The sequence below is a fragment of the Sphingomonas cavernae genome (assembly GCF_003590775.1).
GTDB classification, from domain to species: Bacteria; Pseudomonadota; Alphaproteobacteria; order Sphingomonadales; family Sphingomonadaceae; genus Sphingobium_A; species Sphingobium_A cavernae.
On the sequence record NZ_QYUM01000002.1, the window covers coordinates 1,277,607 to 1,291,611 of the forward strand.

The following is a 14,005-nucleotide window of genomic DNA, read 5'->3' on the forward strand; positions in this document are numbered from 1 at the left end:
GGGCGCATTTTTGCACGACAATGGCGGCTCACGGGGCAGTGGAAACGGCGCGGATGAGCAGAACATGAGTAGCCAGCGCGAAGCGCGGATTGATCGTCGATGCGGCTGACCGATGTGAGAGGGGTCTTCCAGATTTTCGCTGCGGGACCCGCACGCCAGCGTTTCGTCAATGTCGGGCACCTGCTGTCGGGCAACATGGTGACGCTGGTCCTGAGCTTCGGCGCGGTGGCGCTGACCGCGCGAACCCTCGGCCCTACCCAATACGGCATGCTCGCCCTGATCATCAGCTTTGCGCAGGCGATGGAGATGCTCGTCAGCTTCCAGACATGGCAGCCCGTGATCCGCTTCGGCGCCGGGCTCGAAGAGGCGGGGCGCGACGACGATTTCGCGGCGCTCTGCAAATTCGGTTTCCTGCTCGATTTCAGCGCTGCAGCCGCAAGCTGGATCGTGGCGCTGGCGCTGATGCTGGCCGCAGGACAATTCTATGGCTGGTCGGGCGAGATCTACACGCTCATCCTCATCTACTCGGCCACGCTGCTCTTCAAGGTCAACGGTGCTCCGGTAGGGATATTGCGCCTGACGGGGCGGTTCCGCTCGGTCGCCTATCTCCAGGCCGTGAGCATGGCGGTACGGCTTTCACTCTGTGTTGTCGCCTTCCTCCAGGGCGCCGGAATGCTGACATTCGTCCTGATCTGGGCGAGCACACAGATACTGGGGTCGCTGCTGCTTATCGCGACATCGCTGCGCGAGCTGGCGCGACGGGGCCTCAAGCGTGTCTTCCATGCACGGGTCGCCGGGATAACCGAGCGATTTCCGGGTATCTGGGGTTTCACCTGGTCGACAAATTTCTCGCTGACGCTCTGGTCGAGCGCGCAGCAGCTAGACACGCTGCTTGTTGGTGCGCTCGCCGACCCGGCGGGGGCGGGCCTTTATCACATCGCAAAACGCATCAGCAAAACCTTCCTTCAGGCCGGCGCACAGTTGCAGGCGGTGGTCTATCCGGAGATCGCGCGTCTCTGGAATACCGACAAGCTCGGCGAGTTTCGCCGCGTGGTGCTCCAATCCGAGTTCATGCTGGCCGCATTCGGACTTGCCGCCTGGGCCTTCATCGCCCTGTTTGCCGGGCCGCTGATCAGGGCCTTTGTAGGACCCGAGTTCGCGGCGGCGGCACCGCTGCTGATCGTCCAGATGTTTGCGGTGACGCTGGCACTCACCAGCTCGATCAAGCGCGCAGCGCTGATGTCGATGGGCCAGGCGAGACAACTGTTCGTCGCCGTACTGGTCGTGGTGCCGATATTCCACGCCTCGGCGATTCTCCTGATCCCCCGGATGGGTCCCATGGGCGCCAATTTGGCGCACCTCATCATGGCCACACTCTGGATCATCGTGCTGCACGTTATGTTTCGGCGCGCCTTTCAGCGCGGCAGCGACGGTGGCTCGCCGAGCATCGCGAAGGGGACGAGGAATCAGCCGTTGACCTCCGAGGAAGCGCCGCGCGGCTAGACCAGGATAAACCGTCAGGATCCGATTACGAGCCGCGATCGCTTGCCAAGCGCCCGTCGAACCAGCGCGATAATCGCCAGCGACAGCGCAAAACCCGCCAGAAAGGTCGCAACTACGCCCGCGAGAAGCGCCCACCATGGCTGATCGGGCGGGACCATTCCCCCGACCAGCCGCGCGATCGGCCGCAATATCGGGCCATGGACGAAATAGATCCCGAAAGACGCGGACGCTGCGACGGCAAGCATCGAACGCCATACCGACGCGGGCCGCCCCGACCAGGCGCGCAGCGCGACGAGCAGCATCGATGCGATGCCGAGGCGCTGAATGTAGAAGAAGGTTTCGCGCAGCGAGGTAAATCCGATCCTGTCGATCCCGGCGATATGCAGCATCGCAAGCGCCGCCGTGGCAAGCAGCGCAACTCCGCAGAGCCAGGGCATGCAGCGCGTCAGAAGATCGAGCGACCGGTCAAGCTGGATGCCCAGCACGAGGCCGAACATATATGCTCCGCCGAAATAGACGAAGATCGAGGGCGTCAGCACGGTTCCGGTGCGTGAGATCAGCAATGGCAGCAGAATGATCGCCACGACGGCCCACCGCCATCGCCTCGACCGCGCCAGCCTCGAAAGCAGCGGGCTGATCGCGTAGAGGCCAAGGATGACCGGAATATACCACAGCGTATTCCACGCATCTCCCGTCGCGATGTTGAAGCCGAGTTCTCGCGCGAAAGCGGTCAGGCCCGTTGCCTCGTCGCCGCGACGGACCGCCAGCGCCCAGGCAATCGCGGTCAGCACGAACGACACGACGACATAAGGTGATCCGATATTCAGCAACCGCGCCCTGAAGAACGGCCAATGCGCGCGCCGCCAGAACAGATGGCCGTAAAGCACGCCCGATATAATGCTGAAATAGAGCGTCGAATCATGAAAGAGGATGTGGTTGATCGCCAGTGCCGCGGTCGATGACGGTGTGAGTGCGCCGACACCCTGTAGAAGAAACGCGTTACCGGCGTGCAGCATCACGATCAGCAGGATCGCGACGCCGCGCAAGAGATCCAGATAGCCGACATATGTCGCGTCCGCCGGCTGCGCTGCGACCGGATCGCGGGCCATTGCGGGTGAGAGCGCATCGGCCGTCATGGTCCTGCCCGTGCCTTCAGGGGGCCACAGACCGCTCGGCTCTGCGTCGACTGGCCGGCGCCTGCCAAGGGCTGCCGCAAGGGATGCTCGCGGTCCAGCATCGTGGCGGGCGGTGCGGGACAGCACGCGCCGCGATCAGCGCTGGCGCGATCGTGGAGCGGCGCGAGGTTGACGGCGAGGCTGAGGGCAAGCGCGACTGCGATCGCGGCGGAGCCCCGCCCGCCCGCCACCAGCCCGGGGGCAGCCGCGATCGGCAGCGCGAGCGTCCATTGCGAACTATAGAGCAGCGCTTCGTCGGGATTGAAGAAAAGATAGAACACGAACAGCACTGCGACACAGCCAAGCGAAGCCAGAACCAGGGGACGTTGCGCGCCCGCCAGCCCGCGAACGATGCCCGTCAGGTATATCGCGTAGCTGCCGACCAGTGCCGCCGCCCGCATCGGATCGGCGAACAGCGCCGCGGCATCCGCAGCGACATAGCGACACTGCACATGCTCGATCGGCGCGACGAACGCGAACAGGAAGAAGCTCGCGAGATAATCCTGGAGGATGCGGGGATCGGTGAAATTCGAGAGCGCGGCATAGCGCTGCAGATATTGCTCCTGCCATAGCAGACCCGACACAGGATCGAAAACGATGGCGGGAAGCATCGCACAGATCGACGCAATCGCCGCAGGGACCAGCAGCGTCAAACCCAGCCGCCTGATCCAGGAGCCGCGCGCGTGGCGCCATGCCATCCCGGTATGGACCAGCAGGAAGGCCAGCGCCGGCGGATTTGCCAGCCCGACGACCGCGCCCGCTGCCCCTGCTCCCGCAGCGGTGAGCCACGGTGCGCGCGTCACGTGCGGAGCGAGCATCGTGAACACCAGACACGCCAGCGCCACAGCCATGATCGTCACGCCGTACGTCTCGACGACGCCAAAGATCGTAATCGTCCCGAACGCGGACAGGGCAAGGCCGGCGAGCAGCATCGCCATGACGCTGCCCGCATGCAGACGCCGCAGAAAGGCGAAGATCAGGCCCGCGGCGATCGCCTGGATCAGTGCGAGCGCGACCGAAGCCGCGCTCGCCGCCGACATGCCCATAGCTATCAGGGGCCTCGCGATGCCGGAGACCAGCGCCACCGCAAGCGGGTGCTTGCGCGGCTTGAGCCCCGAATATTTCTGGTGCGCCAACGCCCTTGCATAACTGGCAGTGTCCGCGCCGAGGACGCAGTTGTTTGTCCCGATCGCCTCACGGCTGAACTCAAGTCTTGTGAAGGACAGGCAGAATATCGCGGCCATCAGCACGAGCGCGCAGAGAACGGCGCGCATGTCGACCGCGCCTGCGCCCGTCCCCTTGTCGCGCGGTACCGGCCACCGACCAGGCGGCGGCGCTGGCGCGACCGACCCTACCACGCCCAGACCAGGATCCCGGCCACGGCTCCGCCGCACAACAGGCTCTTGAGATCGCCGGTCGCGTAGACGACGGGATCGTCCCTCACCTTGAGCCGATTGGCCAGCAGCATCAGCCGGATCAGCCAATAGATCAGGACAGGCGCAATGTACCACAGCCTTTCTGGATGGCTGTAGGTGAGCAGGACGTCTTCAGAGCCAATGAACCGCGTGAAGATTGTGATCGCGCTGAAGCCCGAGGCAGCCGCAAGCGGAACCATCACGCGCAGATCCTCGACCCGGTAGGCGCGGCTGGGCGCGCGCGTGCCCCCTGCATCGAGCAGATAGGACAATTCGGTGAAGCGCTTCACCAGCGCCAGGGCGAGGAAGAAGAACAGCGAGAAAGCGATGATCCATTCGGAGGAATCGGACCCGATCGCTTCGTCTCCGGCGATCACGCGCAGCGTGTAGAGGAGCGCCAGGACCACGACGTCAAGGCCAAGCATGCGCTTCACGATCACCGAATACAGGCAGGTTGCGCAATAATAGACGCCGAGAACCACGACGAATTCGATCGGCAGGAGGGCCGCAACGGCAAAGGCGGCGACGGCAAGGCCAAGGATCAGCCCGATTGCCACGGCGCGGCTGATCGCGCCGCGCGCGATAGGCCGCTCACGCTTGAACTGGTGCAGTCGATCCGCCTCGGCATCGATCAGATCGTTAAGCACATAGGCGCTCGACGCCGCGAGCGAGAAAGCGAGGAAGGCCGTGATCGACGCCCCGAGTGATGCCATGCCGAATTCGCGACTGACCAGCATCGGCACAAAGACGAGGATGTTCTTTTGCCAGTGATGAACCCGCATGAGCATGAGCGCGTCGCGGGCCAGACCCAAAAGTCCCGTGCCGGGAACCTGAGCCTGTGCCTTGTTGTCCAGGGTGTTGCTTCGCTGCGCTCGATTCATGACGAAACTGTAACGCGAGCTGCGCGCATTCATTTGCTACGCATTGGAGTTACCTCGCTATTTTGAGATTTCGCAAGTCAACCGGCCGACCTTGCGGGGAGCGCGTCAACCCAACGCAGCGGTGCGGATCGGTTCGGGTCTTTCGATATGCGATGCGGCACGCGCATGAATGAATGCCTGCCCGTCGACAGCGGCTTTCATAAGGCTTGGAAAAGCCATGGCGGAGACGGAGGGATTCGAACCCTCGGTACAGGATTTACCCGTACGACGGTTTAGCAAACCGTTGGTTTCAGCCACTCACCCACGTCTCCGGATGTTCGGCGAAGCGCGGCTATAGCGGGCGAATCGGGGCATATCAACAGCGCTATTGCGATTCAGCATATGGTTTTTTGCAGCAAGCGACTCGGATGGCCGCAAGATCGACTCGGGTCGCCGCGCCGTTCATTGCAGGCTCATGCGACGAAGCGCTATTCAGGCAAGTCATTGCCGGGGGTCGATATGATCAGGATTCATGCATTCAAGGGCATTTTGCTCGCCGCAGCGCTCTCGACGGGGGCATTGCCCGCGGCCGCTCAGATCCGCTCGATCGATCCCAATGAGGCGATCGACGCCGACCTCGCGCCCGTGCAACAGGATGGCGTGCAGCAGGGTGATTCGACACCCGCCACCCCGAACAATTCCGCGACGCCCGATTCCGGACTGCCGGTCAACAGCGATCCGCTACCCCCGGCCACCGCTACACCCGCACCCCCCGCCGCCACGACGTCGCGCACCGCGCAGCAACAGGAAACCTATGAGAGGGGCGACCTGATCGGCGCGGCCGAGGGCGTGTTCGGCAAGGGCGCCGAGGGGCTCGCCGGGCTGATCGAGAACATCCTCAAGGATCAGGGCGAACCCAACGCCTATATCACGGGCGAAGAGGCCTCGGGCGCGTTCGTCGTCGGGCTGCGCTACGGATCGGGCACGCTCCACCACAAGATCGAGGGCAACCGCCCGGTCTATTGGACAGGCCCGTCGATCGGCTTCGACGCGGGCGCCAATGCATCCAAGAGCTTCGTGCTCGTCTATAATCTCCACGACAGCCAGGACCTCTACCGCCGCTATCCGCAAGGCGAGGGCGCGGGCTATTTCGTCGGCGGATTCAGCGCGAGCTATCTGCGCCGCGGGGACGTGGTGCTAATCCCCGTGCGGCTTGGCGCGGGGCTCAGGCTGGGGGCCAATGTCGGCTATATGAAGTTCAGCGAAAAGGGCCGCTGGCTGCCCTTCTGAACGGGTTACATTTCAGAAGAAACGGGCCGGCGGAGCGATCCGCCGGCCCTCTGCATCAGAAGGTGATCCGGCCTGAAATGCCGTAGATGCGCGGTTCGTTCACCATTCCCGTCAGATTGTTGAAGTCGATGCCGCTGACCGCCGAAGCGTCGTTGGTGATATTGCGGACATAACCCGCAATCTCCCAGCTATCGGTCTTGTAGCCGATGCGAAGCCCGCCCTCGAGCATGCTCGAATCCTGGAACTCGACCGACTCGTAGAGGAAGAAGTTGATCTTCGAGCGATAGGCCCAGTCGGTATAGGCGTAGATTTCGCCGTCTCCGATCGGGATCGCGTAGCGCGCGGTCCAGTTGGCGATCCAGCGCGGGCTCTGCGGCAGGCTGTTGCCGTCGATCGAGACGATCGCGGGCGAGAACGGCGCCGCCGGAACCACGATCGGATCGAGCGGGGTGCACAGCGATACATTGGGGAAGGTGTCGGTGCGCACCGCACCGCACGCCGCGGTAGTCAGGTCGGAGTCCTGAATCTCGGTATTGTTGTAGCTGAGGCCGACGGTGAGCAGCAATTCGGGTATCGGCTTCAGTTCGGCGTCCATCTCGAAGCCATAGCCCCGCACATTGTCCGCGTTGATCAGCCGGTTGGCATTGACCCCGCCGCCCACCGCGGTGAGCTGCGCGTCGTTGAGGTCATAATAGAAGCCATTGAGGTTGAAGCGGCCTCTGCCGTCAAGGAAGGTAGCCTTGATGCCAGCCTCATACGACTGGATCGTCTCCGAATCGCCGACCGTGACGCCCGATTCGAGCGGCGTCGGCGTGGCCGGTGCGAAAAGGATGCGCCCCTGGATACTTGGCGCGCGATAGCCCTTGGCGACGCGCGCATAGAGGTTGACGTCATCGCTGGCCTCGAACGTCGCACTGATGTCCCAGGTCAGATTGTCGTCCTCGACATGGCGCGTGACCGTGCCGAGCGGGTTCTGCAGGAACGCCGGGAACTGCGTATCGCGCGTGCGGTTCACGACATAGTCGCGCTCGTCATTGTTGTAGCGCATGCCCCCCGTCAGGCTGAACTGGTCGGTGAACCTGTAGGTGACCGACCCGAAAATGCCGTAGGCCTTGCTGTTCTGGTGCTGGTCGACCGCGATGTTGACCCCGCCCGGCGGATTCAGCGGATCGCCCAGCGTCGAGTAGTTCTCGCTGACGATGTCGAGATCCTCGTCGAAATAGAAGAACCCAGCCTGATAGCTGAGCGGGCCGTTGCCATTGCTGGCGATGCGGATTTCCTGCGTGAACTGCTGAAGATTAGGGACGCTGTCGCGCGTCTCGGCGGTGAAGGGGATGAAGCCGGGGCCGGTGAGCGCGGGCGGCAGGAACGATGCGCCGAAGCCGCCATCGACGTCGCCGACCGAAGTGGCGTCGCCTTCCCAATAGCTGGTCACCGAGATCAGTGACAGCGGGCCGAAATCATAGGTGATGTTAGCCGACAGGTTATAGGTGTTGACCTCCTGCTCGTTCTGGCCGTCGGTCGCGACCTCGCCGCGCTTGAAACCAGGCCGCAGCCCCTTCTGCCCGCGCTCGAAGACATTGGCGCGGAACACGCGCGCGGTGCCGTCGAGCGAGCGAAGCTGGCCCGACAGCAGGATGTCGAGATCGTCGCTTGGCCTGAACAGGAACTGCAGGCGCGCCGCGAACTCGTCATACCCCTCAAGCGCGTCCTTTTCGGGCGCACTGGGATTGGTGTTGTCGACCCAGTCGTCCTGACGCTGATAGAGCACCGAAAGGCGCGCCGACACCGCATCGCCCGCGAGCAGGCCGCCGACCGCGCCCTGTGCGGTCACTGCATTGTGGCTGCCATAGCTGAGCTCGGCATAGCCGTTGAGGTCCTGCCCCGGCTTCACCGAATCGAACTTGACGATGCCCGCGGGCGTGTTGCGCCCGAACAGCGTGCCCTGCGGTCCGCGCAGCACCTCGACCCGGTCGAGGTCGAACACGGGGAATCCCTTCAGGATCGGGTTTTCGAGAACGACGTCGTCATAGACGAGGCTGACCGGCTGCGACGCGTTGAAATCGAAATCGGTGTTGCCGAGGCCGCGGATGTAGAAGCGCGGAAAGGTTCGGCCGAACGACGATTCGACCACCAGGCTGGGAACACGCGCCGACAGGAAGCGGATGTCCGCGCCGCCCGACGAGATCACGTCGAGCTTCTCGCCGCCGACCGCGGTAACCGAGATGGGCACGTCCTGCAGATTTTCCTCGCGGCGCTGCGCGGTGACGACGATGACGTCGAGCCCGGCATCCTCTTCGGCCTGCGGCTGCTGCGAATCGGGCGTCTGCGCATGGGCGGTGCCAGCGGCGAGCACGAGGGCGAACGCCGAGGCGCCCGCACGGAAAAGAAACGCGGAATTGGTTTTGAATTGCTGAGGCTTGGCCATTTTGTCCCCCTGATGGAAAGCCGTTTCAGGTCTCCACTGACGGCTCCGCTCTGTGCACGGATGCCGGTGTCATGGGGTGGTCACATAAAAGCAGAATTTGTGCAAACAATGGCAATGTCGCCCAAATCGCGCGCCAGCCAGCCGAAAGTCGTCGATCCGTTCAGCCTGACGCCGGCGCGAACTGCCATCCCAATGTCTCGCCGGCATGGAAGGGCACCAGCGCCGCGCCGCCCTCGCCCAGACGCTCGGGCACCACGGTTTCGGCACGCTCTATCACGACGCGATCCTCGTTGAGCGGCAGTCCGTAGAAGCGCGGGCCGTTTTCGGAGGCGAAGGCCTCGAACCGGTCGAGCGCGCCCTCTTCGTCGAACACCTTGACGTAGCTTTCGAGCGCGAAGGGGGCGTTGAAGATGCCCGCGCAGCCACAGGCATTCTCCTTGGCGCTCACCGCATGCGGCGCGGTGTCGGTGCCGAGGAAGAATTTGGGCGAGCCCGAGGTCGCGGCGCGGCGCAGCGCGAGCCTGTGGCGCTCGCGCTTGGCGATCGGCAGGCAATAGGCGTGGGGGCGGATGCCGCCCGCGAAGATCGCATTGCGGTTGATGATCAGGTGCTGCGGCGTGATCGTCGCGCCGATATTGGGGCCGCCGTCGCGCACGAAATCGGCGGCGTCCTCGGTGGTGATATGCTCGAACACGATCTTGAGCGCGGGGAAATCACGAACGAGGCCGGTCAGCGTCTTCTCGATGAACACCGCCTCGCGGTCGAAAACGTCGACTTGCGGATCGGTGTCCTCGCCGTGCACGAGCAGCGGCATGCCTATCCGCTGCATCGCCTCGAGCGCGGGATAGATGTTCTTCACATCGGTCACGCCATGCGCGGCGCCGGTGGTGGCGTGCGCCGGATAGAGCTTGGCGGCGGTGTAGACGCCCTCGGCATGGCCGCGCTCGAGATCGGCGGGATCCGTTCGGTCGGTGAGGTAGCTCGTCATGAGCGGCGTGAACGCGGTGCCCGAAGGCAATGCTGCGAGGATGCGCTCGCGATAGGCGCTTGCCGCCTCGACGGTTGTCACCGGGGGATTGAGGTTGGGCATCACGATCGCGCGCGCGAACTGGCGCGCGGTGTAGGGCGCGACGCGCGCCAGCATCTCGCCGTCGCGCAGATGGACGTGCCAGTCGTCGGGACGCCTGATCTCCAGTCGCGTGATTTCGGTCGAGGTCATGCAAGCTCCGGCTTGGGATTCGGCGCTGGCATCCCTAACTGTTCGGCATGAGCAACACCACCCTTGTCGACCGTGCCGTGATTCGCCTCTCGGGAGAGGATGTCCGCGGATTTCTCCAAGGCCTTGTGACCAATGACGTGACCGGCGTACTCCCCGTCTGGGCGGCGCTGCTGACCGCGCAGGGCAAGGCGCTGTTCGACTTCATTATCTGGGCGGATGGCGAGGATGTGCTGGTCGATTGCGAGGCGGAACAGGCCGATGCGCTGGCGAAACGGCTGACACTCTATCGCCTGCGCCGGCCGATCACGATCGCGCGCGACGAGACGCTGGCGGTGCATTGGGCGCTTGAAGGCGAAGGCATCGACGACCCGCGCCTTGCCGCGCTTGGCAAGCGCTGGATCGTTGCGTCGACCGAGCCGGCGCAGGGGTGGCTTGCGCATCGCCTTGCGCTCGGCGTGACCGAGGGTGCGGCCGAACTGGGGCAGGACAAGACGCTCTGGCTGGAATGCAATGCCGCCGAATTGAACGGCGTGAGCTTCGCCAAGGGCTGCTATGTGGGCCAGGAAAACACCGCGCGGATGAACTGGCGGCAGAAGGTCAACCGCCGGCTCGTCGTGGTGCCGCTGGCGCAGGCCGATCCCAGCCGCCAGCGCATCGCCTATCCCGAGCTCGGCCTCTCGGTCGAGCATCGCCGCGTCGAGGATCTTGGTAGTCTCACCCTGCCCGACTGGCTGGCCGACGCGCTCGCCGAACAGCCCGTGCAATAGTTGGCGCACTCCGGCCATGGGGCTAGGGTGGCGCATCCTTCCCGCTGCCGGAGTTTTGCCGTGGTCTCGCGTATCGCCCTGTTCGCCTCTGCCGCCCTGATGCTGGCGCAGCCCGCTCTTGCCGCGCCCAGGGACAGCATCGATCCCAAGCATATCGAGGCGACGGTCAAGGCGATCACCGCCGACGAGTTCGAGGGCCGCGCGCCGGGAACGCCGGGCGAGGAGAAGACGATCGCGTGGCTGGTCGCGCAGTTCAAGGCGCTTGGGCTCGAGCCCGGCGGGCCAGACGGCCAGTGGACGCAGCCGGTACCGTTGCTCCACACCAGGCTCGGTACACCCGCGAAGCTGGAGGTGGCGCGCGGCGGCGCGGCGCAGCCGCTTGATACGGGCAAGGACATCTATCTCAGCACGCTGCAGCCCAGGGACCGCGCGGTGATCGCGAACGCGCCGATGGTGTTCGTCGGCTATGGCGTGAAGGCGCCCGAGCGCGGCTGGGACGACCTGAAGGGTGTCGACCTCAAGGGCAAGGTCGCGGTCTTCCTGATCAACGATCCCGATTTCGAGGCGAAGGAGGGCGAGGCGGTCAAGGACAGCTTCGGTGGCCGGACGATGACCTATTATGGCCGCTGGACCTACAAGTTCGAGGAGGCGGCGCGGCAGGGTGCGATCGGCGCGCTGATCGTCCACGACACGCCCGGCGCTGGCTATGGCTGGAATGTCGTGTTGAGCCCGGGCGGCGAGAATTACGACATGGTGCGGCCTGCCGACAAGATCACCAGCGTCGCGCTGCAGGGCTGGCTGAGTGGCGAGGCCGCAACCGCGCTGTTCAAGGAAGCGGGGCTCGATCTCGCGGCGCTCCGCGTGCAGGCAAGAACCAGGGACTTCAGGCCCGTGCCGCTTTCGGGCGTCACCTTCTCTGCCGATATCCCGGTGACGCGCGAGGTGGTCCAGAGCCGCAACGTGCTTGGAAAGATCAGCGGCGCCAAGCGTCCGCAAGAGGTGGTGATGCTGGGCGCGCACTGGGACGCTTACGGCGTGGGCAAGCCCGACGCGCAGGGCCGCACGATCCGCGCGGGCGCGAATGACGACGGCATCGGTGTCGCCGCGCTGCTGGAGATGGCGCGACTGTTCAGGGCGGGGCCGAAGCCTGAGCGGACGATCGTGTTCGGCATGTGGTCGGCCGAGGAGCGCGGGCTGCTGGGCTCGGAGACCTATGCCGCCAACCCCGTCTATGCCCATGAGAAGACCGTCGCCAATCTGACCGTCGACGTGCTCCAGACCGCGGGGCGCGCAAAGGACGTGATCCTGATCGGCAAGGGGCAGAACACGCTCGAGGACGATCTGGCGCGTTTCGCGGCGAAGCAGGGGCGGACGATCACCCCCGATGCCGCGCCCGAACGCGGGCTCTTCTACCGCGCCGATCATTTCCCGCTGGCGAAGCGCGGCGTGCCCGTGCTGCTGATGATGGGCTTGGCAGGCGGCGCCGATCTCGTGGAGGGCGGCCGCGCCGCGGGCGAAAAATGGGTCAGCGATTATACGACCAATTGCTATCATCAGGCGTGCGATGCGTGGAGCCCCGACTGGAACCTCGACGGCGCGGTGATGGACATGGAGCTGGTGCGTTCGATGGCGAGCGAACTCGCCAATTCGAACCGCTGGCCCGAGTGGAAGGCCGGATCGGAGTTCAAGGATATCCGCGACAAGAGCGCGGCGGGGCGGCGGTGAGGCCTTAGCTTCACCCCTCGACGATGCTCGGGACAGGCTTAACTTCGCAAACTTCCCACAAACGTCCATGTTGATTTGGCCTCCCGGCGCGGCGTGGCAACCGGCGCTTGCGGGGAACATGACAGGAACATTGCGTGTAGGACAGGGGGTCCGAATCAGCGCTCCTGCGAAAGCAGGAGCCCATATCGGCGGCGCACAATCGCTCCGAACATGGGCTCCGGGTCAAGCCCGGAGCACGGATAGCGATCGCGCTGGCATCGGATTCCGCCTTCAGGGGGCGACGCTGCGCCTCAGCGCTCCATAATCCCCGCCCAATGTTCCTCATGGCTCCCTTCATGGTTGGCCATGCCGGGCTTGGTGAGGCAGCCGCGCGGGGCGACGAAGCTGTCGATGCGGCGCACGGGCATTTCGTGCCATGTGATGTTGAACGCCCAATTGATCGGGAAGAAACACAGGCTCGAATAGTTGAGGTGGTCGTGGATCCACCAGGCGAGCTTCTGCCAGTCGCCGGGCTCGCGATAACGGTCGATAAAGCCCGGAACGATGACGCAGGCGGTGGCGCCCATGAAGCCCAGTGCGTCGCGACGGTCCCAGATATGCCCCGCGGCGCTGCTCTCGTTCATTGAGCAATTATAGCCCTTGCCGCCTTTGCGCATCATCTGGTTGCCGAGGCCGTTGACCTCGGCCGAGCGCAGCGAGCCGCGCACCGCGATCCGGCCGAATGCGTCCTGCAAGGGTTCGAGCAATTCCTCGCACAGCCGCGTACCCGCCGCGATGGCGAGGTCGGGATCGTCGGGGATGTTGGGAAGGCCGTGGATCTGCGCGATCTCCGAATAGAGGAAATCGCGCATGAAGAAGCTCCTGGAGAGCCGGACGCGGCCGAAATTGCTGAGGGCGTCGACGCTTTGGGGTTTGCGCATGACCATCGCTCCTTGACGCGGGGGCGTCAGCTTCCTTATAAGGAAGTATCTTATAAGGAAGCTGATATGGCAAAATATAAGCAAATTCAGATTGATGTCGACGTCTATCGGATCATTGAAGGGCAGCGTATAGCCTTCTCCGAAACGGAAAACGATATTCTAAAGCGCTTACTGGCGTCGCCTGCATCTTCGGCGGTGGCCAAGCCGGATGTCACTATAAAGCTAAGCACGGATTCTACCGCTGTCCAGCGATCGCGCGGCAACTGGGAGATTACTTATAAGGGAAAAAGGGGCGCAGCCGCTAATATGATAGATGCTTATCGCTCTCTGCTGTTGGCGCTCGCCAATGATGACAGCGGCTTTCTGGCGCGTTTCGCCGAAGAGCGATCTCGAAGTCGGCGCTATGTATCGAAGGATCCGAGCGCGCTGTATGATAAGTCGCCCCAACTCGCGAAGGATCACGCGCGAGAACTGATCGCCGGTTGGTACGTCGACACAAATCTTTCAAAGGAGCAAGTCGTACAGCGCCTGAAGGCTGCTGCGCGAGTGGCAAATCTGACGTACGGAATTGACGTTCAAATCAGCGAGAACGGGATCATCATCGGACAGTAAAGGTCCCCCAACCGGGGTGGTGGAGGGGTAGTTCGGTGCCAGACCCCTCCACCGCCCTTCGGGCGGTCCCCCTCCCCGAGCAAGCTCGGGG

11 protein-coding genes and 1 tRNA gene are annotated in these 14,005 nt (G+C 64.1%); 5 read left to right on the plus strand and 7 right to left on the minus strand.

What is annotated here, in order from left to right; all coding sequences use genetic code 11:
- Nucleotides 1-99 precede the first annotated feature (99 nt).
- Entirely contained in the window at nucleotides 100-1,503 is a 1,404-nt protein-coding gene (locus D3876_RS06280; RefSeq protein WP_119760400.1) for a lipopolysaccharide biosynthesis protein, read from the plus strand.
- Between the two features lie 14 nt (nucleotides 1,504-1,517).
- Here the strand turns inward: D3876_RS06280 and D3876_RS06285 are convergent, their stop codons facing one another.
- The 4 genes from D3876_RS06285 to D3876_RS06300 form a co-directional block, all read right to left on the minus strand.
- The gene (locus D3876_RS06285) at nucleotides 1,518-2,639 is read right to left on the minus strand and encodes an acyltransferase (protein WP_119760401.1); all 1,122 of its coding nucleotides are present in this window, start codon (nucleotides 2,637-2,639) and stop codon (nucleotides 1,518-1,520) included.
- A complete protein-coding gene (locus tag D3876_RS06290; RefSeq protein WP_147417596.1) occupies nucleotides 2,636-3,952 on the minus strand; it encodes a hypothetical protein in 1,317 nt (438 codons plus the stop codon). The genes D3876_RS06285 and D3876_RS06290 overlap by 4 nt, the downstream gene beginning before the upstream one ends.
- Nucleotides 3,953-4,029: 77 nt before the next feature.
- Nucleotides 4,030-4,974 (minus strand): UbiA family prenyltransferase, encoded by a 945-nt coding sequence (locus D3876_RS06295; protein ID WP_182911889.1) that lies wholly within the window; start codon nucleotides 4,972-4,974, stop codon nucleotides 4,030-4,032.
- A 218-nt stretch (nucleotides 4,975-5,192) separates the two neighbouring features.
- Nucleotides 5,193-5,285: transfer RNA gene (locus tag D3876_RS06300), tRNA-Ser, on the minus strand.
- A 187-nt stretch (nucleotides 5,286-5,472) separates the two neighbouring features.
- On the opposite strand from D3876_RS06300, the gene D3876_RS06305 reads away from it, so the two are divergent.
- On the plus strand, nucleotides 5,473-6,243 hold the full coding sequence (locus D3876_RS06305) for a DUF1134 domain-containing protein (RefSeq protein ID WP_119761110.1): 771 nt from the start codon (nucleotides 5,473-5,475) through the stop codon (nucleotides 6,241-6,243).
- 55 nt (nucleotides 6,244-6,298) lie between these two features.
- Here the strand turns inward: D3876_RS06305 and D3876_RS06310 are convergent, their stop codons facing one another.
- Together D3876_RS06310 and pyrC are read right to left on the minus strand one after the other, a co-directional pair.
- A complete protein-coding gene (locus D3876_RS06310; RefSeq protein ID WP_119760407.1) occupies nucleotides 6,299-8,671 on the minus strand; it encodes a TonB-dependent receptor in 2,373 nt (790 codons plus the stop codon).
- A 160-nt stretch (nucleotides 8,672-8,831) separates the two neighbouring features.
- Nucleotides 8,832-9,890, minus strand: coding sequence for a dihydroorotase (pyrC, locus tag D3876_RS06315; RefSeq protein WP_119760408.1), 1,059 nt, complete (start codon nucleotides 9,888-9,890; stop codon nucleotides 8,832-8,834).
- Between the two features lie 47 nt (nucleotides 9,891-9,937).
- On the opposite strand from pyrC, the gene ygfZ reads away from it, so the two are divergent.
- Nucleotides 9,938-10,657, plus strand: coding sequence for a CAF17-like 4Fe-4S cluster assembly/insertion protein YgfZ (gene ygfZ / locus D3876_RS06320; RefSeq protein WP_119760410.1), 720 nt, complete (start codon nucleotides 9,938-9,940; stop codon nucleotides 10,655-10,657).
- 99 nt (nucleotides 10,658-10,756) lie between these two features.
- Complete coding sequence (locus D3876_RS06325) at nucleotides 10,757-12,382, plus strand: M28 family metallopeptidase (protein ID WP_119761112.1); 1,626 nt, start codon at nucleotides 10,757-10,759, stop codon at nucleotides 12,380-12,382.
- Between the two features lie 290 nt (nucleotides 12,383-12,672).
- Here D3876_RS06325 and D3876_RS06330 read toward each other — a convergent pair whose 3' ends face one another.
- Nucleotides 12,673-13,302 carry a hypothetical protein gene (locus tag D3876_RS06330; protein ID WP_119760412.1) on the minus strand — a complete coding sequence of 210 codons (630 nt, stop codon included), beginning with the start codon at nucleotides 13,300-13,302 and terminating at the stop codon, nucleotides 12,673-12,675.
- 66 nt (nucleotides 13,303-13,368) lie between these two features.
- On the opposite strand from D3876_RS06330, the gene D3876_RS06335 reads away from it, so the two are divergent.
- Complete coding sequence (locus tag D3876_RS06335) at nucleotides 13,369-13,914, plus strand: hypothetical protein (RefSeq protein WP_119760413.1); 546 nt, start codon at nucleotides 13,369-13,371, stop codon at nucleotides 13,912-13,914.
- Nucleotides 13,915-14,005: the final 91 nt, after the last annotated feature.